Source organism: Natronolimnobius baerhuensis (assembly GCF_002177135.1).
Taxonomy (GTDB): domain Archaea; phylum Halobacteriota; class Halobacteria; order Halobacteriales; family Natrialbaceae; genus Natronolimnobius; species Natronolimnobius baerhuensis.
Map to the genome: position 1 here is coordinate 273659 of NZ_MWPH01000001.1, position 19675 is coordinate 293333.

Sequence of the window (19675 nt, forward strand, 5' to 3'; positions counted from 1 at the left end):
GCGGGCACCTGTTCGGTGCGACGCCCACAGGTCGGGATGTGATCTCGCGTATCGGGATTGAACCAGGAAAGCCCGCGGTGATACATATGGCACGAAGCTTCTACTCCCACATCAAGGAGGCATGGAAGGACCCCGGCGACGGTAAGCTTGGGGAACTGCAGTGGCAGCGAAAACAGGACTGGCGCAAAGAAGGTGCAATCGAACGCATCGAGCGCCCAACGCGACTCGATAAGGCCCGTGAACTCGGCTACAAGGCCAAACAGGGCATCATCGTGACCCGCGTCTCGGTCCGTAAAGGGACCGCCCGAAAGCAGCGACATAAAGCAGGTCGGCGCTCCAAGCGCCAGGGTGTCAACCGCATCGGGCGGCGTAAGAACATCCAGCGCATCGGCGAAGAGCGCGTCTCGCGCAAGTATCCAAACCTGCGCGTACTCAACAGCTACTGGGTCGGTGAAGACGGCTCGCAGAAGTGGTTCGAAGTGATCCTCGTTGATCCCGAACACCCAGCAATCGAGAACGACGACGACCTCAACTGGATCTGCGACAGCGCACACACGAACCGTGCGTTCCGTGGCCTGACCAACGCTGGCAAGGCCAACCGCGGTCTCAACAACCGTGGCAAAGGCGCAGAGAAGGTCCGCCCGTCCAACAACGGCGGGCAGGGCCGCGCGAAGTAACGTCGCCCGAATCGATTTTTATCGACTAACTGATTCCCGACCAGTGCTAACTGTGGCTGGACTTTAAGCCCGAGACGCTCGTAGGGACAGCTATGACATCTCACATCCTCGTTCCAGTCGACGACTCAGAGCACGCAACCCAGGCCCTCGAGTTCGCCTGCACCGAGTACCCAGATGCCGATATCACGGCACTCAATATCCTTGACCCGGGCGATTTCTACGCTGCCACGGGCATCGAAGGCGGCTCGATGGCAAACTACGATCAGATCCAGAAACAGCAGGAAAACCAGTCCGAGAATCTCCTCGAGCAGGCGAAAGACCAGGCAGCCGAGTTTGGCCACGAGATCCAGACCGATCACGTCGTCGGCAGTGTCTCCCGGTCGATTGTCGATTACGCCGACGAGACAGATGTGGATCACATTATCATCGGCAGCCACGGGCGAACGGGTGCCAGCCGCATCTTGCTCGGCAGCGTTGCCGAAACGGTTGCTCGACGCTCGCCGGTGCCGGTGACGATTGTTCGCTAAGCACTCGACCCCTCCGTTCCATGCCTATTGTTCTCACAGTAGCTCACATACGAACGATTAGGTAGCGGTCGTCCCTCTCTCCGCGTATGGCTCCCGACACCCGAATCGCGCTCATCTGCGTACAAAATGCCGGTCGCAGCCAGATGGCGACCGCCTACGCCGAGCGAGAACGCACCGAGCGCGACCTCGAGGACCACATCGAGATCATCTCCGGTGGCACACACCCAGCCGAGGCTGTTCACGATGTCGTGATCGAGGCCATGGGCGAGGATGACATCGACCTCTCGAATCGAACGCCACAGGCGGTCTCCGAGGCAGAACTCGAGAGCTGTGACTACGTCGCGACGATGGGCTGTTCGACGCTTGATCTCGAGGCAGATACTGACGTTCGAGACTGGGACCTCCCCGATCCACACGGGGAAGACCTCGAGACGGCCCACTCGATTCGGGAGGATGTCCGCGCTCGCGTCGCGGACTTATTCGACGAACTCGAAGCCGAGAGTGCATAATCCAACCGTGAGCGCCTAGACCGTTGTGAGCGCACCAATTGGTGCGTCGGTTCGCTCGCGAGCGCGGTCAGTGCCGTCATCGCCGGCAGCAATGAGGGCGAAGACGCCAGCGACCTCTGCGTCGGCGGTGTCGATAATATCGAGGAGGAGTTCCTGTGTTTCGCCCGAGCGGATGAGATCGTCGACGACGAGGACGGTTTCGCCGGGTTCGATTGCGGAGGCAGGCAGATAGTAGGTAAGTTCGATTCCGGACTGGAGGCGCTGGCGGGCTTCGATGAACTCCTCGACGGCGGTTTCTTTTTGTTTTTTCGCGTAGGCACAGCGAGTGCCGTAGTAACTCGCAAGCGAGGCTGCGAGGGTGATGCCGTCGGTCGCAGCGGTGAGGACGACATCGGGGCGGTCGAACTCGAATCCGTTCGCGACGACCGGCGCGACGAGGTCGAGGAAGGGCTGATCGAAGACGGCCGCGCTGTTATCGACGTAGCCCTCGTGGTCGACGCGGATGCGTTCGTCGAGTTCCGCCGCGAGCGCGTCCCGACCGAGTTCTTCGACAACCTCGCGTGCGCGTTCGGTGCCGGGGAGGACGTGGCCGTTGACGTACCGGTTCAAATCGCCGGCAGGAAGCCCAGTCGTCTCGGCGAGTTCGTCGTACGTTCGCGTCTCTTTGAGCATCCGCAACACGTCGACCGCTCGCAACTGCAGGGCTGCTTTCTCGGCTCTGTTCATACAGGTATGCACGATTCTGCAACTATGTGGATTTCGATCCGTGTACGCTTACAAAAGCGCACGAACATGTGGGCTTACGTCCCCTGCTGTCCGGCCGTACCGTTCAGTGAGGCGTCTCATTACCCGCGCCTGGGCCTTCTGAAGCAGCGTCGCGGCCGTACTCGGCGCACAGCCCAGTTCGTCGGCAACATCGCGGACGCCAGCCTCGCGAGGCACGTCGAAGTAGCCAACGTCAACTGCCACCTCGACGGCCTCGAGTTGGCGATCAGTGAGATCGCCGACGAGCGGCGCGTGGCGGCGGTCGTAGTCACCGATAGCACGGACCGTGACGTCGATTTCGTCCGGCAGGCCCTCGAGCATCGCTTGCAGATTGTCGCCGCTGCCGACGACCGTCATGTAGAACGCCGCGGTGGGGTCGTAGACGATGGGCGGGATAACGACGAGATTTAGCGCCGCGAAGGCCTCACGCCAGCGAACGTCCTCGCCGCGGGTCTCTTGGCAGATGTAGACGTAGAACGAATCGTCGTCGATTGGGGTCAGATCGTACCAACGAACCGAATCGACAGCAGCGAGCGCGTCCTCGTACGGCTCGCGGGCGGCTTCGACGTAGAATAGTTCGTACTCGAGAGCGTCGCCAGTGGCAATGGCCCACGCCTGCAGTTCCTCGTACCGAACGACGCTTTCCTCGCGGATGAACCGCTGCATCGGGTGGAGCATCCAGTCGGGCTGAGAGAGTCGAACGGTGCAGTATTTCATCCCGTTGACTCAAGTGAGGTCTCGAGGGTATATAAATCACCTAGCGTGTCCGTGAGAAGATTCCAGCGGATTGCGACTCGAGCGTCGTGTATGGTCCAAACACTGGGTGCGACCGCGGAGGGAGTACGAGACGGATGATCGATGCCGTCTTCACGACTGTCAGGGCGGACTCGCTGACGACGTTCGTATTCGTCCTCGGCGTCGGACTGGTCACGTTGAACCTCGCGGGTATTGTTGCGAGTGCTCTCGGCTTGGCCAACTACTGGCCGCCCGGCGAACGAGGGTGGCAGTTTTACACACATTGGACGATCTCACAGGCGCTCAACGTACTCTTGCCTGTCCTTGCATATCTCACCTGGAACACGCTCGGTCTCCCGCGGATACCATCTCTTCTCGCAGGAGTGAGTTTATTCGTCGGTGGGTTTGCCGTCGCTATCGCTGCCGGGTACGACCTCGGCGTCGAGGAGACGAAAGGCCTCTCTGGCGAGTTACGAACCGGCGGCTGGTATCGCTACTCGAGAAATCCTCAGTACGTCGGCTACATCGCTGCAACGGTTGGGTTTGCACTTCTCACGAACTCGCTGTTGGTGACGATCATCTGTGCGATCTACTTCGTGTGGTGGCTCGCGCTTCCCTTTGCCGAGGAACCGTGGCTGCGAGAGCAGTACGGCAACGCGTACGAACGCTATGCGGAGCGTGTGCCGCGGTTCGTCGGGGTACAGACGATTCGTGCACTCGTCGGGAACCGATCAGAAGAGACGGCGGTCAGCGACGGTAGCTGATCGCGTTCAGTCCTGCAGGAAGTCCGGCTCCGTCCGCTGCTCGTCGACCTCGCCCTCGAGATGGCTGCGGAACGCCGCAATCTCGACGTCGTACTCCTGGTCCTCGAAGCGGTCTCGAACCGAGATGTTGCCAGCCTCTTCTTCGTTGTCGCCGACGATGATCTGGTAGGGGACGCGGTCGTCGTGGGCCGCGCGGATCTTTCGCTCGAGCGTGGAGTCGCGACCGTCGACCTCGGCACGGAAGTCGTCGAACTCGTTTGCGACGCGGTGGGCGTAGCCGAGGTTCGCGTCCGAAATTGGGAGGACGCGGACCTGTTCTGGTGCGAGCCAGAGCGGGAATCGGCCCTCGTAGTGCTCGATGAGCATCATGAAGAACCGTTCGTAGCTGCCATAGAGCGCGCGGTGGATCATGACGGGTTCGTGTTCCTCGTTGTCCTCGCCGACGTAGGAGAGGTCAAAGCGGTCGGGCATGTTGAAGTCCAGTTGGACCGTCGGACCGTCCCAGGCGCGACCGATAGCGTCCTCGAACGCGAAGTCGATTTTCGGCCCGTAGAACGCGCCGTCGCCCTCCTCGACCTCGTACTCGAGGTTGCGCTTTTCGAGGACGTTCTCGAGTTGCTCCTCTGCGTGCTCCCAGATGTCGTCGCTCCCGACGGACTTCTCGGGGCGCGTAGCGAGTGCCATCTCGTACTCTAAGTCGAACGTCTCGAGGACGTCCGTGATCATGTCCATGATCTCTTCGACTTCCTGTTCGATCTGGTCGGGGCGGATAAACAGGTGGCCGTCGTCGATGGTAAAGGCCCAGACTCTCGAGAGTCCCGACAACTCGCCGCGCTGTTCTTTCCGATACACTTTGCCGTTCTCCGCGTAGCGGATGGGGAGGTCACGGTACGACCAGGATTGGTCCTGGAAGATGGCTGCGTGTCCCGGACAGTTCATCGGCTTCAGGCCAAATTCGTCGTCGCCGACGTCAAAGATGAACATGTCGTCGGCGTAGTTCTCGTAGTGGCCCGAGCGGTGCCACAGATCCGTCTTGAAGACGTGGGGCGTCTCGACGTAGTCGTAGCCGGCGTCCTGATTGAGGTCCTCGACGAAGTCCTCGAGTTCTTTCAGGACCGTCTTTCCGGGCGGGTGATACAGCGGCAGTCCGGGGCCGGTCACGTCCTGAATCGAGAACAGGTTCATCTCGGACCCGATCTTTCGGTGATCTCGTTTCTCGGCTTCTTCCTTGCGCTCTATGAAGTCCTCGAGGTCGCTCTCGTCTTCGAACGCGGTGCCGTAGATGCGCGTCTGCATTTCGTTTTCCTCGTCGCCGCGCCAGTACGCGCCAGCGATCTCGAGCAGTTTGACGACGCCGATTTCGCCCGTCGACTCGACGTGCGGGCCGGCACAGAGGTCTTCCCACTCGCCCTGTTTGTAGAAGGTGACCTGCTGGCCGTCGTCGGCGAGTTCCTCGAGGAGTTCGAGTTTGTACGGTTCGTCTGCGAGGCGTTCTTCGGCCTCCTCGATGGAGACGTCTTCCCGTTCGATCTCGTAGTCTGCGGCGATGATTTCCTCGATTTCGGCCTCGAGGTCGCGGAGATCGGACTCGTCGATGTCGAGGTTGTCGAAGTCGTAGTAAAAGCCCTCGTCGGTTGGCGGGCCGATGGCGAGTTTGACCGTTTCCTCGTCGTAGAGGCGCTCGACGGCCTGTGCGAGACAGTGCGAGGCCGAGTGGCGCATGACGCGCAGCGATTCGTCGCTGCCTTCGGTGATGATCTCGAGTTCGGCACCGTCGTAGGCGGGTGCTTCTTTGGCGACGAGGTCGCCGTCGAGTTTCCCGGCGACGGTGTCGCTGCCGAGTCCCGGGCCGATTTCGTAGGCGCAGTCTTCGACCGTCGCGCCGTCGTCGACGGCGAGTTCCGAGCCGTCTGGGAGGACGACCGTGAGTTGTTCCCCTGCGTTCGCGTCTGAGTCTGAGTCTGACATGGCTGTAGCTGTGTGGTACGATTACTGGAAGAACGTCAAGACGACGTTCGGCGTGGCGTCCGTCAACGTTGCCCGCGCAGTTCGAACCGGCGCGAGCGACGGGCGTGAATGTGAGTTAGAAGCGGGCAAACGCCCCTGTAAAACGGACACCTACCATCGTAGCTACGCGTAGTCTCGAGCGGGATAAAAACATTGTGATGGTGTGCGACGGCGCATGGTGGGGACAACGGCCCGTTTTCACCTTCTTTTCACCTGTAGACACACACTCAGACGACGCCGATAACTGGCTCATCCTCGAGTAGCCTGGTGAGAGCGACGTGTGGAACGTTACGAAGCGCATGAATCTCGGCAGCAAGATCGCGTGCGGTCGACTCGAGTGCCGGCGTGTCAACCATGTTCAGCAGTGGGATTACCGTTGCGCCGTCGGGCACGTCCTTGCACCCACCACGGTCGCTCGTGAGGACGGTCGCGACATCGGTGACAGCAATTCGATCCCCGCGCTCGAGGCCCGTGATCGCGGCGACGCGCTCCGGACGGTGAACGTGTTCGTCGGTCAGGGTCTCGCCGACGATTTTCGCGCTGGCGATTGGAACGACCACGTCCGTAGTGGTGGGCAGTTGTGGCTCGTGTTCGCCCGGTGCCTTGAACCAGCGCGTGCGTGCGCCGTCGGCCTTGACGAGAATGGTGGTGTCGGATGCGACGCTCGCGAGTGCATCGATCTGTTCTGGCTCGTAGCCGTGACACCGCTCGCCGTCGCGGTCAGCAACGAGTCCGAGCGGCCAGTCAGTCGCATTCTCGAGTATTTGGCTTGGATTCGCAGTCACCCGAACCTCGGCGACCTGGTCGTCAAAGGGCGGAATCCGAACCGTGGCGGTGACGACTGCCCGCTCGAGGTGCCCAGCGAGCGCATACAGCGTCGATTTCTTGCCGCCAGCGCCGACGACGCAGACGGTGTTTCCCTCGGCCTCGAGTGCGCTGGGGAGGTCCATACGCGAGCCACCAGCGCGAGTGGCTTGAGTGCGTCGCCGGTGTGAGAGACAGCGACTCGAGTTCGGTTACGCGCGGTCCGCGTCGGCCAACAGTTCGCTCGCGGTCACGAGCGACTCCATCTCGAGGTCGGCGTCTTCGACGTTCTCGCGGCCGCCTTCCTCGCGGTCGACAACGACCAGTGCGCGGTTGACGGTCGCACCCGCGTCGCGAAGCGCCTCGACGGCCTCGACCAGACTGGTTCCCGTGGTGACGATATCTTCGACGACGACGACCTCTTCGCCCTCCTCGAGTCGGCCCTCGATCAGGTTGGCCGTTCCGTACTCCTTGCGCTGCTTGCGGGCGATGACGTAGGGAACGCCAGCCGCGACGCTGGTTGCAGCGGCGAGTGGGACGCCGCCCAGTGCGACGCCGCCGAGCTTGTCGTCCGAATCGAGTCGCTCGGCGAAGGCCTCAGCGATGGCCTCGAGACAGGTGGGATCGGTTTCGAAGAGGTACTTGTCGACGTAGTACTCGCTGGTGCCGCCGTGGGAGAGTTCGAACTCGCCGAATCGGACGGCATCAGCCTCGCGGAGCGCGTCGATGAGTGCCTGGTTCGTCATTGCTCGAACGCGCGTGCCCCGACAAAATAAGCGGTGTGGAAACGGGTCGGACAGACGCGGTGCATGCTCGCGGAACCAGTCGCACTCGAGGCGGGCTTTGATGCCGTCGACCGGCTTAGGCCGGATCTGAACGCGACCCTCGGCACACGTGGCAGCTGATCGGTATGTTTTTTATAGCAATGATTCTTGATTGTGTATGAACCGACGGTCCGCCCTCCTTGCTGTCGTCATCTGCGCCGGGATTGTGACGACCGGCGTCCTCGCCGTGTACTCGCCAACCGACGCTCGAGCGGCCGAACCTGCTGATCCGACTGAACTCGAGGGATCATACACTGTTTCGGAGACGGTCCTCGTCGACGACGACCTGTTTGTCTCGCTCGAATCGACCGTGGATAGCGACACTGGCGAACAGCGTGAGACGCTCGCGTTCGAGGATATCACGTACGACCACTACTGGAGCGGAGATGGTGAGCGATACACGAAGGCGACCGCCGAGTCGGCCGACCGACTCGAGGAGTGGCTCGCGGAGACCGACGACGAGGTGCTTCGAACGTCTGAGGACGAACACAGCGCGATCACCACGGCGGACGGTGCTGTTTCTGATGGACCAGCGACCGCCGTCTACCCCGACCGCCTCATTTACTCCCAACTCGAGATGACTGCATTCGAGCAAACGGCCGAAACGACCGATAGCGGGACAGCGCTCGCTGTCTACGAGCCAGAGACGGGGTGGACCGAAATCGAAACTGGCGAGTCCACCTACGAGACGCAGTACGTCACTGACACCGACGGCGAGGTGCACGTCGACGAGGCCGGACAACTGCAGTACTCGAACATCACACTCGAGCGCGTCGATGCCTCGACGTGGGGTGAGTACGTCCTCGAGCGCGGCGAATCGTGGACGACGACGCTCGAGTACGACGTGATAGAAACTGCTGAGAACGTTCAGCCGGAGTGGCTCGAAGACGTTTCAGAAGACTAAATCGCTTCGGACAGCTTACCAGGGCTCGTTCTTCAGGCCGAGTTTGTACGCGATCATGTTCGTCGTGACGTGCAGGATTGGCGTGACCACGACGACGACGAGGATGACCTCCCACGTGAAGACCGTGCGGAACCAGTCGGTTGCAAGCAGCGCGGTCAGGGGCAAGGAGACGACGACGAAGTCGAGCTGGTCGAGTCCGGGGAACATCGCGCCGCGTTCACGGCCGCTGCGGCGTTTGAGAAACGACGCGAGAATGTCCCCAAGCATTGCACCGGCAGCGAGTCCGAGCGCCGCAAGCGGGGCAAACTCCGGCACCTCGAAGCCGAGTGCGCTGCTCACGTCGCCAGCGAACAGCGTCAAAATGCCCGCGAGTGCGAGCCCCGCAGTGATACCCGCAGCCGTCCCGCGCCACGTTTTCCCGTCGCCGAGGACCCGTTTTCCATCCCAGGTTCGCCCGCCATCGATTGGCCGGCCACCGCCGGCCAGCACGGCGGCGTTGTTCGGCACGTACGCCGGCAACATCGCCCAGAACGCGATCACGATGGTCTCGAGTAGTGTCATATACTGGCGGACGAACTGGCGTGTCTTAACCGGCGGTGGTTTCTCGCGGCGCGTGAGTGCGCTCGCCTCACCGTGTCGTTGGTTTCCTCGAGACTGGTTGTTCGCACGCACAGTCACTCACACCAAACACCTTACAGGGGGTAGATACTAGTACCAGTATGATCCCGCCAATCGCTGACCGGTTCGTCGCGGGGGAGTCGGCCGCCGAAGTCCTCGAGCACGTCAGCCGGCTCAACGGACGAAACGTCGGCGCAATCATCAACCTCCTTGGTGAACACTACGGCGAGCGACCACCAGTGCGCTCCGATGCAGCGGAGTATCGGGCGTTGGCTGGCGACATTTCCCGCTCGAATCTCGATGCCTGTCTCTCCGTGAAACCCTCGCAACTAGGTCTCGACCTTGGCGAAGACGTCTTTCGCGAGGAACTCGAGGGCGTCGTCGATGCCGCAGCCGAGCACGACGTCTTCGTCTGGATCGATATGGAAGATCACACGACGACCGATGCGACGCTGGATGCATTCGAAGCACTCGCTCACGAGTACGACGGCGGTGTCGGCGTCTGTGTACAGGCGAATCTCAAGCGAACGCGGACGGATCTCGAGCGACTGGCCGACGTCCCCGGAAAGATTCGGTTCGTCAAGGGAGCCTACGACGAGCCAGCAGCGATTGCATATACTGACTCCGAGCGAGTCAACCGCGAGTACGAGGCCTTGCTCGAGTACGCCTTCGAGCACTTTCACGACGGGCCGACGATTGCCGTCGGAAGTCACGACGACCGGATGCTCGAGCGCGCAATTGCCCTCCACGACGAGTATGGGACCGACGTCGAGTTCCAGCTGTTGATGGGCGTTCGCGAGCAGCGCCAGTACGACCTCGCCGCCGAGTACGATGTCTATCAGTACGTTCCCTACGGCGGCCGCTGGCTCTCGTACTTCTCTCGGCGCGTGATGGAGCGCAAGGAGAATCTCAGATTTGCCCTTCGGGCAGTGCTCGGACGCTAAAGGGAAGGGCTCATTATCCCGTAGTGTGAGTCTGCGTACATGGCTTCGTGGAAGCGGGATTTCGCGAGTGGGCTGATCGTCCTCGGCCCGATCCTCATTACCCTCTACGTCATCTACTGGATCTACGGGATTATCGCCGGGATCACGCCGGGACTGATTCTCGAGTGGCAAGCCGTCGAGCCGTTCGTTCCGGGCGGCCAAGAGCAGGCCGAAGAACTCGCACAGTTCCTCCGTGTCATCGTCGCACTGACCGTCCTGACGATACTGACCCTCTCTGTCGGCTATCTCATGCGAACGACCGTCGGCGGACTCGTCGAACGGCTTGTCGACAACATTGCGAATCGTGTCCCCGTAATGCGCGTCGTCTACAACGCCTCGAAGATGGCTGCCGAAACCGCCTTCGGCGAGCAGGAATCCCTCCAAAAACCCGTCAAACTCGAGGTTTGGGAGGGACTTCGGATGACGGCGTTTAAGACCGGGAAAGTGACTGAGGACGGCCGAGAGGTCTTGTTCCTGCCAACGTCGCCGAACATTACCACCGGGTTCGTCATCGAGGTCAAATCCGACCGCATTCAGGAAATTGACGAGGACGTCGAAGACGCCCTCACGCGAGTCCTGAGCGCCGGATTCGGCGACTCGGACCGCAACAGGGGAATGGATGCCGGCGTGTCGATTGACGTGATCGACGAGGCGAGAGCCGGCGGGAACAAGAACACAGACGCCGCAGACGACGACTGAGACGGTCTGTCGGTCTTTACTCTCGAGTCGTCACCCGACGCTGGACGAACGGGTTTATTGGACAGCATGTGAAAGGACTGTGTGATGGCTACTGACGACCGAGCGGACCTGATTCAGGCGTATTTCGACGCGATGGACGAGGAAGACCCCGCGATTGCCCGTGACGCACTCGCCGATGAGTTCGTCTACGAATCGCTCTCGGGCACGCTCGAGGGATTCGACGGCTTCGCACGCTACGTCAACGAACTGCGCGGCCTCTCGAACTCAACACACGAGGTGTCGCTGCTCGTCCACGACGAGGACGCCTCCGTCGCTGAGGGGACAGTCACCGGCGAGAAGGACGACGGCACGCTCGAGGCGAAATTCTGCGATGTCGTGGAGTTCGACGAGCACGAGGAGTCGATCACGCGAATCAGCGTCTATCTGAACGACGCCTAAGTACCCGTACGCAGTGTCAAACTGGTTCTTTTGTCGGTATGAAACGGCCTCTCGAGCATCAACAGGAGGACTCGAGGTGTTGTGCTATGGCAAGTACCGACGGTGCTCAGTGACGCCTTCGGTCGGCCCGTTCGCGGTAGTATTCATACAACATGTAGCCGAGTATGACCACGCCAAGTGGTGCAAACAGCACGAACGAGACAAACGCGAGGAGCCAGAGGCGCAGTCCGTATCGCTCACGGTCGTAGAACGCCTCCCAAGAATCGATAGCGGCGACCTCGCTGCTGCCATCGTGCGTCATTGAGCACAGGTCGGTTGGCAAACAGTAATCGCTTCTGGATACTGCAACCGAACGATTCGGAGACTATACTGGCCGCTCCACTCGCTGGCAGCGGGTCAGAGCACGCCAGACAGGATGTCCTCAGCGCGTCTCAGACGTAGGTGAACCACTCGTCGTAGGCGTCGGTCTTGCGTTCGACGACGTCGAAGAACTCCGACTGGATGTCTTCGGTAACCGGGCCGCGCGAGCCGTCGCCGATGACGACGTTGTCGACTTTCCGGATGGGCGTCACTTCGGCTGCAGAGCCGGTGAAGAACAGCTCGTCGGCCGTGTTGAGTTCACCTCGAGAGATCGAGACGTTGTCGTGGACGGTGTAGCCCAGATCCTCCGCGAGCGTGATGACGGTGTCGCGGGTGATGCCGTCGAGAATCGACTCCGAGAGGCCGGGCGTGTAGATTTCGTCGTCACGCACGAGGAAAATGTTCTCGCCGGGGCCTTCCGCGACGTTGCCTTCCTTGTTCAGCACGATGGCTTCTGCGAAGCCGTTCCGGCGGGCTTCCTCGCCCGCGAGCATGCTGTTGACGTACAGGCCTGTGGTCTTCGCGTTCGTCGGAATCTGACTCGAGGCATGTTTTCGCCACGAGGAGATCATCACTTCGATGCCCTGCTCTAGGGCTTCCTCGCCGAGGTAGGCGCCCCACGGCCAGACGGCGATAGCGGTCTTGGTCGGGCAGTCGGCGGGGCTGACGCCGAGTGAGTTGTAGCCGTAGTACGCGATTGGCCGGATGTAACAGGAGGGCAGTTCCTGGCGCTCGATGAGCTCGAGCGTGGCCTCGGTGAGTTCCTCCTTCGAGAAGTCGATCTCCATCTCGTAGGGCTTTGCGGACTGGTAGAGTCGATCCAGGTGTTCCTCCCAGCGGAAGATCGCTGGCCCTTCTTCGGTGTCATAACAGCGCGCGCCTTCGAAGACGCCGCTGCCGTAGTGGAGTCCGTGCGTGAGCACGTGGATCTGGGCGTCGTCCCAGTCGACGAACTCGCCGTCCATCCAGATCGTGTCGACATCCATCTCGTCGAATCCCATGATCGTGTGTGTTGAAAGCCACCGTACTAAGTGTTCGCGATTTACGAGCAGAAATCGACTCGAGTGAAGTCCACGGGCCGGTCAGTCGCGACCCCGATCCCGATCACGAAACCGGACGGATTCGACGACGACGGCGAGGCTGCCAACGATGCCGACGGTGATGGCACCGAACTGAAGCAGCGTGGCGAACGCGGAGTCAGTGTCTGTGTCTGGATCGTGGTCGTGGTCATCGACTCCGGCATGGTCGTCGTGGTCGTGGTCCTCGACTTCGGCATGGTCATCGTGGTCTCCGTGATCATCGTGATCATGGCCTCCCTCCGCCGCCACGTACACCTCGAGCCACTCGCTGACGAACTGCTCATCCGGACTGCCAGTCACACGGATATCCCAGTGCCCGGCATCGGCGAACGGCTGGACGACCGCGTACGTACCGTCATCGGTCCGCTCGAGGTCGACATCGAACGTCGTGTCGCCGTCGACGGCGTCGGCCGTGAGCCGAACGGTCTGGTCCGACTCGAGGGGAGTCGCGTTGTCACCGGCTGCGCCTGCCTCGGTGAACGCGACCTCGAAGACGATTGGCTCGTCCGCCTCGAGGTGGAACTGTTCGCCCGCAGCAGCGGGCGACGTCTCGGCGGGAAGTGCCGTCACTGCGATATCGATGTCGTCGCCCTCGCGTTCGATGGTCGCGAGTTCCGGACCGTCGTCGCTACCGCCGACGACTGCGGCCGTCGGAACGGAGGTCAGCAGCCCGGAGAGCAAGAGAACGACGACGAGGACGGCGACCTCGAGGCGGACGACGCGAACGAACGAAGTGGTCGTCCCCGACTCGTCGCTTGCTGAGGCCTCGAGGTGGCGAAGCAGGACGAACCGCGTGAGGCCGCCGAGGCCGAGCGCCAGCAGGACCAGCAGGGTTTTCGCGGAGAGCGCTGTGCCGTAGACGCTCTCCGTGAGGGCCGACAGCGAGGGGACGTGCCAAGCGGCAAGCGCGAGGCCGGTCGCGCCGGCGAGCGTCACGCCAGCGAGTGCGAGCAGCGAGTAGCGTCGGATCGTGCCCGCGGCAAGCGCTGCCCGATCCGCTGGCGGTGTCTCTCGAAGGACTGCGGGAACGACGAGTGCGAGAACGACGAGTCCGCCAACCCAGAGCGCTGCGCCGCCGATGTGGACGAAGTCGACGGTCATCCCCTGGAGGCGGTCGATTGCCGTCGCGGAGTGACTCGTCCAGCTGACTGCCGCGCCGACGACGACCGCGCCGAGCGCGGTGCCGCCGAGCCAGACGGGGCGAGAACCGATGCCTGCGAGGCCGAGTGCCAGCACGCCGCAGACGGCGAGTGCGGCTACAAACTGCACGGTCCACGCCTGTCCAAGTGGCATCTCGAGGAACTCGAGGAACACCTCGAGCGACGGCGAGCCGACCGCACTAGCCTGTACGTAGCCGAGTGCGAGCACCGCCGCGAGCAACACGACGGCTGCGCCGGCTAGCAGTCGTTTGAGACGCTGGTCGACGACGTGCGTCGAGGAATTGAGCCGGTCGGCAACGGGATAGACAGCCAGTGCCCCGGCGGTAGGCCCACCGACGAGGCCGACGAGTGCAACCAGCAGGAGTCCTTTCGCGGCGGTCTCGAGCGGTGGCACCTCGTCGTCGACTTCGTCGTCGTCTTCGTAGGCCTCGAGGACGGCGTCGCGGTCGAGCGGTTCGTCACCGAGGCTGAAGAAGAAGGAACCGGCGGTCGTGTGGCCGTCGTCGGCCAGGACCTCCCAGTCGACGGTGTACATGCCCTCGGGGGCGTCGCCGTCTGAGGCCTCGAGCGGAACCGTAACGATCTGCGTGTCGTCGGCGTTGATTTCGGGGTCGCTACTGATGTCCTCGCCATCTGGATTGGTGACGGCGATATCCGCATTCTGGACGCCGTCACCGGAGAACGTCAGCGTCACCTCCTCTGGCAGCGTTTCGACCTGCTCGCCGTTTGCGGGATCCGTCTCGCTCAGGTAGGCATGAGCCGCGACCGGCATCGCGAGACTCGAGAGCGCGAGCGCGGCCACGAGGCCGACGACCGCGAGGGCAGCCACCATGCGGGCGCGAGTTTCAGGGCGGCGGTCGGACGATGCTGGGGTTCGGGGCATCGATTATCGAAGCTTACCGGTGTAGCCGGTGCCGGAGTCGCCGACGTACTGGACGGTGTCGACGCCATCTGCGACTTCGACGTGCTCGATCAGTTCCTGTTCGGCCATGTTGACGACGGCGACGAAGCCGTCTGCCTCGGCCGGAGTAAAGAAGTACTCGTCACCGGCGACCGCCGAGCGATGGAGGTGGTGGGCGTCTTCGGGGCGCTCGATATCGCCGACTGCGAGCGTCTCGACGACCTCGAGGGCGTCGACGTCGATCACGGACGCCTGGTCGGTCATGGTGTGTGCGGTGAAGGCGTACAGTCCGTCGTCACCGTCGTAGTAGCGCAGCGCGTCGGGACCGTCGCCGACGTCGACCGCGCCGAGTTCGTCGCTGTCATCGCTCGTGGCATCGAGGAATCGAACCTGATCGCCATCGAGAACACCGAGAATTTGCTCGTCCGGTGTGAGGTACATCCCACCTGCAAACTCGAGTTCGTCGACGATTTCGTCATCCTCGGTGTCGACGACGACCGTCACGTCGCCGTACTCGAAGTACGCGAGGCCGGTTTCTGGAGCATAGGCCTTGTAGTGGGTGCCCTGCTCTTCGTCGTCGAACTCGATGAAGTCGCTTCGCTCGTAGTTTTCGAGGTCGATCACGGGCGCGCCGGGGTCGTTGACGTTCGTCGCGTAGCCCATCGAGCCGAAGTCCTCGTGGTACAGCAGTTTGCCGTGGCCTTCGGCCTCGAGGCCGGATTCGACGGTTTCGATGACCGAGTGGTCGTCGGTGTCGATGACGTAGAACGTCCCCTCTGCGTCGGCGTGGACCCACATTTCGTCGTCGTTGGGGTGGTACATGTGTGTCGCGTCGGGGCCAATGTCGACTTCGGCGACGATTTCGCGCGTCTCGGTGTCGATCACGAGCACCTGATCGAGCGATTCCTCGATGGCGTAGAGTTCGCCGAAATCAGCCGTGATTCGGGTATCGCCCCAGCCGTTGTCGTCGATGCCGTCGGTGATCTCGTCGACGACCTCGCCCGCTTCGGGGTCGATAATCGCGATGGTGTCCGGGCTGAACGCGTAGGCGTGTCCGTCGCTGCCGGGTGCGTCGCCCTCCTCACCTTCATCATCGTCATGATCGTGCTCGAGATCATCGTCGTGGTCGTCGTGATCGTCTCCGGTTTCATCGTCACCGTTGCCGGTGTCGTCGTCGCCGCCGAGACAGCCGGCAACACCGACTACCAGTCCGCCACTCATCGCCTGTATCAATCGCCGTCGTTTGACGGGGCGCTCCATACGGCCGCATCTTTCATATCGACTATTTATTGTTCTGGTACGACTGTCGAAATTATGGTTCAATCGTCGAACTAGCGCGATTCAGCACCGGCCTCGAGCAAGTCATCGACGAGTCGAGTGAACCGGTCTACGAGCCGGTCGGGGACCGTGGGTTCGACGGCCGAGAGTAACTCGCCGGTCCGTTCAGGATTTGCCAGCGTAAGCGTGACCTGATTGCGGTGGTCGTAGGATTTGTCGACGATGTTGCGCTCGACGAGTCGCTCGAGGTGGTACTCGAGGGTGCTGCGAGCGATATCGAGGGCAGCGGCGACTGCGGCGGGTTCGGCGGGTTCGTGCTCGATGAGATAGACGACGAGTTCGCGGGTCGTTTCGCGTCGAAAGAGCGCGAGGGCGGCGCGTTCCCACTCGTCGTAGGTTGGCGGATAGTAGTGAGTGCGACCGTAAAACTCGCCGCGGACGAGGTCGCCGCTGTCGATCAAGCGCCGGACGTGATACTGAATCTGTCCCGGGGCGAACTCTGACTCCCTGACGAGTTCGTTGAAGTGGATGCCGGCGTTCGACTGGACGTGCGTTCTGATCTGGCCTCTGGTTGTAGTCATGGATGATCGATAGACACTCGAGGTGGTTGCTTACTCGGCGCTAGTGGCGCAGTTACCATAACGGATTCTCATCGTTCCCGATAGATGAGAACGGGTCATATGTCGGTTTGGCGTTCCGAACGACTCGTTTTCTACGAGTGGCTGTTATAACTCACCGTCTGCTCGAGGGGGCGACCACCGAAGCACATACGTGACCGTCCCACCGATGTACGATAGCGGCGATGCATCATACGACTCCGTTCGACGTCGAGTGGGTCAGCCCGGAACTCGCACCGGTACTGCTCGCGATCATCATTTTGGCGGTGATCGGCACGACGATTCTCTTTGGCTGTGGCCTCGTCGCCTACTCGAGGCGCCGATCACAACGCTATCTGCTGATTACAATCGTTCTTGGCCTGTTGGTTGCACGCTCGGTGATCGGACTCGGGACCGTGTTCGGACTCGTTCCGATGGCGTTCCATCACCTGATGGAACACAGCGTCGACTTCGCGATTGCCGTGCTCATTCTGTATGCAGTGTATCGAAGCGGTGCCAGTTCGAGCGAGTCGGTGCTCGAGTCCGGTGGAAGAAACGGTGACTGAATCTTAGCCGAGTCGCTCGAGGACGCTACTGGCCTCGAGATATGCGAGGTCGTAGCGGTCGGCGTAGGCGCGGGCGTCAGCCGGGTCGAGTGCGCCGCCGGTTTCGTCGTCTAACATCTCACAGACGACGACGGCGGGCGAACGGTCGGCGGCGTCGGCGAGTGCAACGCCGAGTTCGGTGTGGCCCTCGCGCTGGGCGAGTAAGTCGGGGGCGGCTTTCAGCAGGTGGACGTGGCCGGGGACGCGAAACGCCTCGGCAAAGTCGACGGCGGCCGGCTCGGTGGCTGCCTCGCCGAGTGCCTGGATGGTTTTCGAGCGATCAGCGTCCGTAATGCCGGTGTAGGTATCGCGGTGGTTGACCGTCAGCGAGAACGACGAGCGGTCGTCGTAGCCGAGTTCGTGGTCGGCGGCCGCGGGGTGGTCGATCTCGTCGGCGTAGAAGGGCAAGTCGAACGTCTCGGCGATCTCGTGGCCGAGGGCGACACAGACGAGGCCGCCAGCATCGTTTCGCAAGCGAGCCACGGCATCGGGCGTGACGGCGTCGGCGTGATAGATCAGGTCCGTCTCGCCCTCGCGGTCGGCCGCGTCGTGGACCAAAATTGGCTCGCCCGCTCGCAGCGACTCGAGAGCGTGCTCGAGTGCGTCGTCGGTGGCGTCGGTGCTCACATCGGTTGCGGCCGTCTCGGCGTCACCGCTCGAACTCGAGCGCGGGCCGGCGTGGTGGCCGGTCATTGGCGATCACCCACGGCAACGGTCACGAAGTCGTCGTCCTCGAGTGCGAGTTCGTCGCGGAGTTTGATCGGGGCGATGACCTCGAGTTGGTCCTCGTCGTGGTGGGTTCGCTCGGGGGCGATTGTGTGTGCGCCCTCGTAGGTCTCGCCGTCGCTGGTTTCAATCGTCGCTGGATAGCAGACAGCGGGACCATAGGTTCGGTCGTCGTCCTCCCAGCCATCGATGGAAACTGGCTCGAGCGAGGAGACGGCGCTGCGTCGGCGGACACTGTCCTCGCGCAGGTCGACGTTCAGCGTGCCGGGGAACGGTTCGTACCCGAGGCGGTCTTCGAACTGGCGCTGATAGCCCGGCAGCGAGATGTAGTGGCGACCCTCGCCCATGCCGCTCGTGACGGTGCCCTCGAGGGCGACTTCGGCGTCCGTCTCGAAAATGCGACGGTACTCTTCGTACTCGCCGTGAAGGGCGCGCTCGCCGGCATCGGTGATCGCAACCCACTGGCCGTCGTTGACGGTATCGCGCTCGAGCAATGCGGCGCTCTCGAGTCGCTGAAGGCGTCTCGAGGCAGTCTGATTCGACGCGTCGAGACGGTCTGCAAGCCGCGAACAAGAAATCTTGAGATCGCCCTCGAGTCCGCCCTCGAGTGCCAGCAGTTTCAACACTGCAAGCTCGTCGGGGCCAACGGCGGACTCCGTTGTGAGTGACATACTCCGACGTTTGGCCGGACACCTCAAAAGCGTATCGGATATGGCATGCGTAACACAACTGTTACGCAGTTCATCCGCGTGTACGCCGCTTGTTCAGAAGTCGGTACCGGCCCGTAGAAAACCCTCTGGTCTTGCATCCGTTTACGGCGGGCGTAACGGTGAGTCCGCAGTCGGTCAAAGAGTCGATGCGATGTAGTTATCGACCGCAACGACCGTTTCGGGATCGAACGTCCAGAAGCTGTCCCAGATCCGCGGTTCGACCTCGAGACAGACCAGTGCTGCCGGTGTCGCATCCGACGCGGTCGGATCGGGCGGTCGATGAACGACGAACCAGCCGTCTCGGTACTCAGCGCTCGAGCCCGTGTGTACTGTTGCGTCGAGCGCCGCTGCGGGGGTAACCTCGTCTTCTGCCATCCCGTAGAGATGCACGTCGACGCCGGTGTCGGCGAGTCGTTCGTAGACGCGGCGGGTTCCGAGTTCGTCCTCGAGTCGCTCGAGGTGCTGGAACGACGAGCGGATCGTGCCACTGTCTGCCTCCCAGGCGGTCTGTTCGATGTAGCGCGACAGGAGGATCAACAGCAACTTTTCCTTGTGTGAAAGCGGATAACCCCGGAGTCGGAGGCGCGTGTCTGTGAGGGTTGTAAGAAGGTCCGGCAGTTCAATCTCTCCTAACCCTCGCGCACCAGTTATAAAGAGATCCGAGTTGATCGCAAGCACCGTCTCGTACAGTTCTGAGAGCGGTGACGAGGCGACCGGTGTGCCATCCTCGAGTAAGACGGCGAGGGGATCGTCCGTGGCGATGGGGGACTCGCCTTCGACTGCAACGACTGTGTCGTCTATTTCAACACTGCCCGTCTCACGCTGTCCCGCCTCGAGTTGCACGTCGATTTCGCTGTCGGTGAACGAGGTCTCGAGGAGTTCCCCAAGGGGGTCTTCGGCGTCATCGCCGAGCACTGCAATTGCGTGATTCGGCGTCCCTGCTGAATCGAGAAACGTTCGCAGACTCACTTGCAAACAATCGACTGAGACGGGCTTAAAGATTGTC

24 protein-coding genes are annotated in these 19675 nt (G+C 62.0%); 10 read left to right on the forward strand and 14 right to left on the reverse strand.

The window, feature by feature from the left end:
• The first annotated feature begins 86 nt into the window (after window positions 1-86).
• The 3 genes from B2G88_RS01380 (at window position 87) to B2G88_RS01390 (ending at window position 1713) form a co-directional block, all read left to right on the forward strand.
• Complete coding sequence (locus B2G88_RS01380) at window positions 87-677, forward strand: 50S ribosomal protein L15e (protein ID WP_087713768.1); 591 nt, start codon at window positions 87-89, stop codon at window positions 675-677.
• A gap of 92 nt (window positions 678-769) precedes the next feature.
• Entirely contained in the window at window positions 770-1204 is a 435-nt protein-coding gene (locus B2G88_RS01385) for a universal stress protein (protein WP_054863247.1), read from the forward strand.
• An 86-nt stretch (window positions 1205-1290) separates the two neighbouring features.
• Window positions 1291-1713, forward strand: a complete 423-nt coding sequence (locus B2G88_RS01390; protein WP_054863248.1) for an arsenate-mycothiol transferase ArsC — start codon at window positions 1291-1293, stop codon at window positions 1711-1713.
• 15 nt (window positions 1714-1728) lie between these two features.
• Here the strand turns inward: B2G88_RS01390 and B2G88_RS01395 are convergent, their stop codons facing one another.
• Together B2G88_RS01395 and B2G88_RS01400 are read right to left on the reverse strand one after the other, a co-directional pair.
• Complete coding sequence (locus tag B2G88_RS01395; RefSeq protein ID WP_087713769.1) at window positions 1729-2439, reverse strand: phosphoribosyltransferase family protein; 711 nt, start codon at window positions 2437-2439, stop codon at window positions 1729-1731.
• 48 nt (window positions 2440-2487) lie between these two features.
• The gene (locus B2G88_RS01400; RefSeq protein ID WP_087713770.1) at window positions 2488-3195 is read right to left on the reverse strand and encodes a helix-turn-helix domain-containing protein; all 708 of its coding nucleotides are present in this window, start codon (window positions 3193-3195) and stop codon (window positions 2488-2490) included.
• A 134-nt stretch (window positions 3196-3329) separates the two neighbouring features.
• Between B2G88_RS01400 and B2G88_RS01405 the strand changes: the two genes are divergently transcribed.
• Window positions 3330-3977 (forward strand): methyltransferase family protein, encoded by a 648-nt coding sequence (locus B2G88_RS01405; protein WP_087713771.1) that lies wholly within the window; start codon window positions 3330-3332, stop codon window positions 3975-3977.
• Between the two features lie 6 nt (window positions 3978-3983).
• Here the strand turns inward: B2G88_RS01405 and thrS are convergent, their stop codons facing one another.
• Window positions 3984-5945 carry a threonine--tRNA ligase gene (gene thrS, locus B2G88_RS01410; RefSeq protein WP_087713772.1) on the reverse strand — a complete coding sequence of 654 codons (1962 nt, stop codon included), beginning with the start codon at window positions 5943-5945 and terminating at the stop codon, window positions 3984-3986.
• Here thrS and B2G88_RS19375 point away from each other — a divergent pair.
• On the forward strand, window positions 5944-6117 hold the full coding sequence (locus tag B2G88_RS19375; protein ID WP_176393159.1) for a hypothetical protein: 174 nt from the start codon (window positions 5944-5946) through the stop codon (window positions 6115-6117). The genes thrS and B2G88_RS19375 overlap by 2 nt on opposite strands.
• A gap of 94 nt (window positions 6118-6211) precedes the next feature.
• On the opposite strand, the gene yqeC is transcribed toward B2G88_RS19375, so the two are convergent.
• Window positions 6212-6934, reverse strand: a complete 723-nt coding sequence (gene yqeC / locus B2G88_RS01415) for a selenium cofactor biosynthesis protein YqeC (RefSeq protein ID WP_054863249.1) — start codon at window positions 6932-6934, stop codon at window positions 6212-6214.
• Between the two features lie 66 nt (window positions 6935-7000).
• Complete coding sequence (gene pyrE / locus B2G88_RS01420) at window positions 7001-7534, reverse strand: orotate phosphoribosyltransferase (protein WP_054863250.1); 534 nt, start codon at window positions 7532-7534, stop codon at window positions 7001-7003.
• 196 nt (window positions 7535-7730) lie between these two features.
• Here pyrE and B2G88_RS01425 point away from each other — a divergent pair, with 196 nt between their 5' ends.
• A complete protein-coding gene (locus tag B2G88_RS01425; RefSeq protein ID WP_054863251.1) occupies window positions 7731-8516 on the forward strand; it encodes a hypothetical protein in 786 nt (261 codons plus the stop codon).
• Window positions 8517-8531: 15 nt separating this feature from the next.
• Here B2G88_RS01425 and B2G88_RS01430 read toward each other — a convergent pair whose 3' ends face one another.
• Complete coding sequence (locus tag B2G88_RS01430) at window positions 8532-9077, reverse strand: CDP-2,3-bis-(O-geranylgeranyl)-sn-glycerol synthase (protein WP_087713773.1); 546 nt, start codon at window positions 9075-9077, stop codon at window positions 8532-8534.
• A gap of 158 nt (window positions 9078-9235) precedes the next feature.
• On the opposite strand from B2G88_RS01430, the gene B2G88_RS01435 reads away from it, so the two are divergent.
• From B2G88_RS01435 to B2G88_RS01445, 3 genes are all read left to right on the forward strand, one after another.
• Window positions 9236-10078 (forward strand): proline dehydrogenase family protein, encoded by an 843-nt coding sequence (locus tag B2G88_RS01435; protein ID WP_054863252.1) that lies wholly within the window; start codon window positions 9236-9238, stop codon window positions 10076-10078.
• A gap of 39 nt (window positions 10079-10117) precedes the next feature.
• Window positions 10118-10816: a DUF502 domain-containing protein gene (locus B2G88_RS01440; RefSeq protein ID WP_087713774.1), complete on the forward strand. Its 699-nt coding sequence runs from the start codon at window positions 10118-10120 to the stop codon at window positions 10814-10816.
• Between the two features lie 84 nt (window positions 10817-10900).
• Window positions 10901-11254 (forward strand): nuclear transport factor 2 family protein, encoded by a 354-nt coding sequence (locus tag B2G88_RS01445; protein WP_054863253.1) that lies wholly within the window; start codon window positions 10901-10903, stop codon window positions 11252-11254.
• A 106-nt stretch (window positions 11255-11360) separates the two neighbouring features.
• Here the strand turns inward: B2G88_RS01445 and B2G88_RS01450 are convergent, their stop codons facing one another.
• The 5 genes from B2G88_RS01450 to B2G88_RS01470 all read right to left on the reverse strand — a co-directional run bounded on the left by B2G88_RS01450 (window position 11361) and on the right by B2G88_RS01470 (window position 16613).
• Complete coding sequence (locus tag B2G88_RS01450; protein ID WP_054863254.1) at window positions 11361-11555, reverse strand: hypothetical protein; 195 nt, start codon at window positions 11553-11555, stop codon at window positions 11361-11363.
• A 130-nt stretch (window positions 11556-11685) separates the two neighbouring features.
• Window positions 11686-12615: a branched-chain amino acid transaminase gene (locus B2G88_RS01455; RefSeq protein ID WP_087713775.1), complete on the reverse strand. Its 930-nt coding sequence runs from the start codon at window positions 12613-12615 to the stop codon at window positions 11686-11688.
• An 81-nt stretch (window positions 12616-12696) separates the two neighbouring features.
• Window positions 12697-14736: a copper resistance CopC/CopD family protein gene (locus B2G88_RS01460; RefSeq protein WP_087713776.1), complete on the reverse strand. Its 2040-nt coding sequence runs from the start codon at window positions 14734-14736 to the stop codon at window positions 12697-12699.
• 3 nt (window positions 14737-14739) lie between these two features.
• Window positions 14740-16014 (reverse strand): beta-propeller fold lactonase family protein, encoded by a 1275-nt coding sequence (locus B2G88_RS01465; protein WP_054864038.1) that lies wholly within the window; start codon window positions 16012-16014, stop codon window positions 14740-14742.
• A gap of 71 nt (window positions 16015-16085) precedes the next feature.
• On the reverse strand, window positions 16086-16613 hold the full coding sequence (locus B2G88_RS01470) for a winged helix-turn-helix transcriptional regulator (RefSeq protein ID WP_054864039.1): 528 nt from the start codon (window positions 16611-16613) through the stop codon (window positions 16086-16088).
• Window positions 16614-16834: 221 nt separating this feature from the next.
• On the opposite strand from B2G88_RS01470, the gene B2G88_RS01475 reads away from it, so the two are divergent.
• Window positions 16835-17194, forward strand: coding sequence for a DUF7471 family protein (locus tag B2G88_RS01475; protein ID WP_054864040.1), 360 nt, complete (start codon window positions 16835-16837; stop codon window positions 17192-17194).
• Window positions 17195-17197: 3 nt separating this feature from the next.
• Here B2G88_RS01475 and ribB read toward each other — a convergent pair whose 3' ends face one another.
• From ribB to B2G88_RS01490, 3 genes are all read right to left on the reverse strand, one after another.
• On the reverse strand, window positions 17198-17926 hold the full coding sequence (gene ribB / locus B2G88_RS01480; RefSeq protein WP_087713777.1) for a 3,4-dihydroxy-2-butanone-4-phosphate synthase: 729 nt from the start codon (window positions 17924-17926) through the stop codon (window positions 17198-17200).
• Window positions 17923-18630: a DUF120 domain-containing protein gene (locus tag B2G88_RS01485; protein WP_087713778.1), complete on the reverse strand. Its 708-nt coding sequence runs from the start codon at window positions 18628-18630 to the stop codon at window positions 17923-17925. Before B2G88_RS01485 ends, ribB begins: the two co-directional genes overlap by 4 nt.
• A 174-nt stretch (window positions 18631-18804) precedes the next feature.
• Complete coding sequence (locus B2G88_RS01490) at window positions 18805-19638, reverse strand: DICT sensory domain-containing protein (protein ID WP_087713779.1); 834 nt, start codon at window positions 19636-19638, stop codon at window positions 18805-18807.
• Window positions 19639-19675: the final 37 nt, after the last annotated feature.

Coding starts and splice junctions, on each gene's coding strand:
- pyrE (WP_054863250.1), bottom strand. CDS start 7,534: ATGACGAACCAGGCACTCATCGACGCGCTCCGCGAGGCTGATGCCGTC.
- B2G88_RS01440 (WP_087713774.1), top strand. CDS start 10,118: ATGGCTTCGTGGAAGCGGGATTTCGCGAGTGGGCTGATCGTCCTCGGC.
- B2G88_RS01485 (WP_087713778.1), bottom strand. CDS start 18,630: ATGTCACTCACAACGGAGTCCGCCGTTGGCCCCGACGAGCTTGCAGTG.
- B2G88_RS01405 (WP_087713771.1), top strand. CDS start 3,330: ATGATCGATGCCGTCTTCACGACTGTCAGGGCGGACTCGCTGACGACG.
- B2G88_RS01425 (WP_054863251.1), top strand. CDS start 7,731: ATGAACCGACGGTCCGCCCTCCTTGCTGTCGTCATCTGCGCCGGGATT.
- B2G88_RS01390 (WP_054863248.1), top strand. CDS start 1,291: ATGGCTCCCGACACCCGAATCGCGCTCATCTGCGTACAAAATGCCGGT.
- B2G88_RS01385 (WP_054863247.1), top strand. CDS start 770: ATGACATCTCACATCCTCGTTCCAGTCGACGACTCAGAGCACGCAACC.
- B2G88_RS01400 (WP_087713770.1), bottom strand. CDS start 3,195: ATGAAATACTGCACCGTTCGACTCTCTCAGCCCGACTGGATGCTCCAC.
- B2G88_RS01435 (WP_054863252.1), top strand. CDS start 9,236: ATGATCCCGCCAATCGCTGACCGGTTCGTCGCGGGGGAGTCGGCCGCC.
- B2G88_RS01455 (WP_087713775.1), bottom strand. CDS start 12,615: ATGGGATTCGACGAGATGGATGTCGACACGATCTGGATGGACGGCGAG.
- B2G88_RS19375 (WP_176393159.1), top strand. CDS start 5,944: ATGGCTGTAGCTGTGTGGTACGATTACTGGAAGAACGTCAAGACGACG.
- ribB (WP_087713777.1), bottom strand. CDS start 17,926: ATGACCGGCCACCACGCCGGCCCGCGCTCGAGTTCGAGCGGTGACGCC.
- B2G88_RS01470 (WP_054864039.1), bottom strand. CDS start 16,613: ATGACTACAACCAGAGGCCAGATCAGAACGCACGTCCAGTCGAACGCC.
- yqeC (WP_054863249.1), bottom strand. CDS start 6,934: ATGGACCTCCCCAGCGCACTCGAGGCCGAGGGAAACACCGTCTGCGTC.
- B2G88_RS01380 (WP_087713768.1), top strand. CDS start 87: ATGGCACGAAGCTTCTACTCCCACATCAAGGAGGCATGGAAGGACCCC.
- B2G88_RS01395 (WP_087713769.1), bottom strand. CDS start 2,439: ATGAACAGAGCCGAGAAAGCAGCCCTGCAGTTGCGAGCGGTCGACGTG.
- B2G88_RS01475 (WP_054864040.1), top strand. CDS start 16,835: ATGCATCATACGACTCCGTTCGACGTCGAGTGGGTCAGCCCGGAACTC.
- thrS (WP_087713772.1), bottom strand. CDS start 5,945: ATGTCAGACTCAGACTCAGACGCGAACGCAGGGGAACAACTCACGGTC.
- B2G88_RS01450 (WP_054863254.1), bottom strand. CDS start 11,555: ATGACGCACGATGGCAGCAGCGAGGTCGCCGCTATCGATTCTTGGGAG.
- B2G88_RS01460 (WP_087713776.1), bottom strand. CDS start 14,736: ATGCCCCGAACCCCAGCATCGTCCGACCGCCGCCCTGAAACTCGCGCC.
- B2G88_RS01430 (WP_087713773.1), bottom strand. CDS start 9,077: ATGACACTACTCGAGACCATCGTGATCGCGTTCTGGGCGATGTTGCCG.
- B2G88_RS01445 (WP_054863253.1), top strand. CDS start 10,901: ATGGCTACTGACGACCGAGCGGACCTGATTCAGGCGTATTTCGACGCG.
- B2G88_RS01465 (WP_054864038.1), bottom strand. CDS start 16,014: ATGGAGCGCCCCGTCAAACGACGGCGATTGATACAGGCGATGAGTGGC.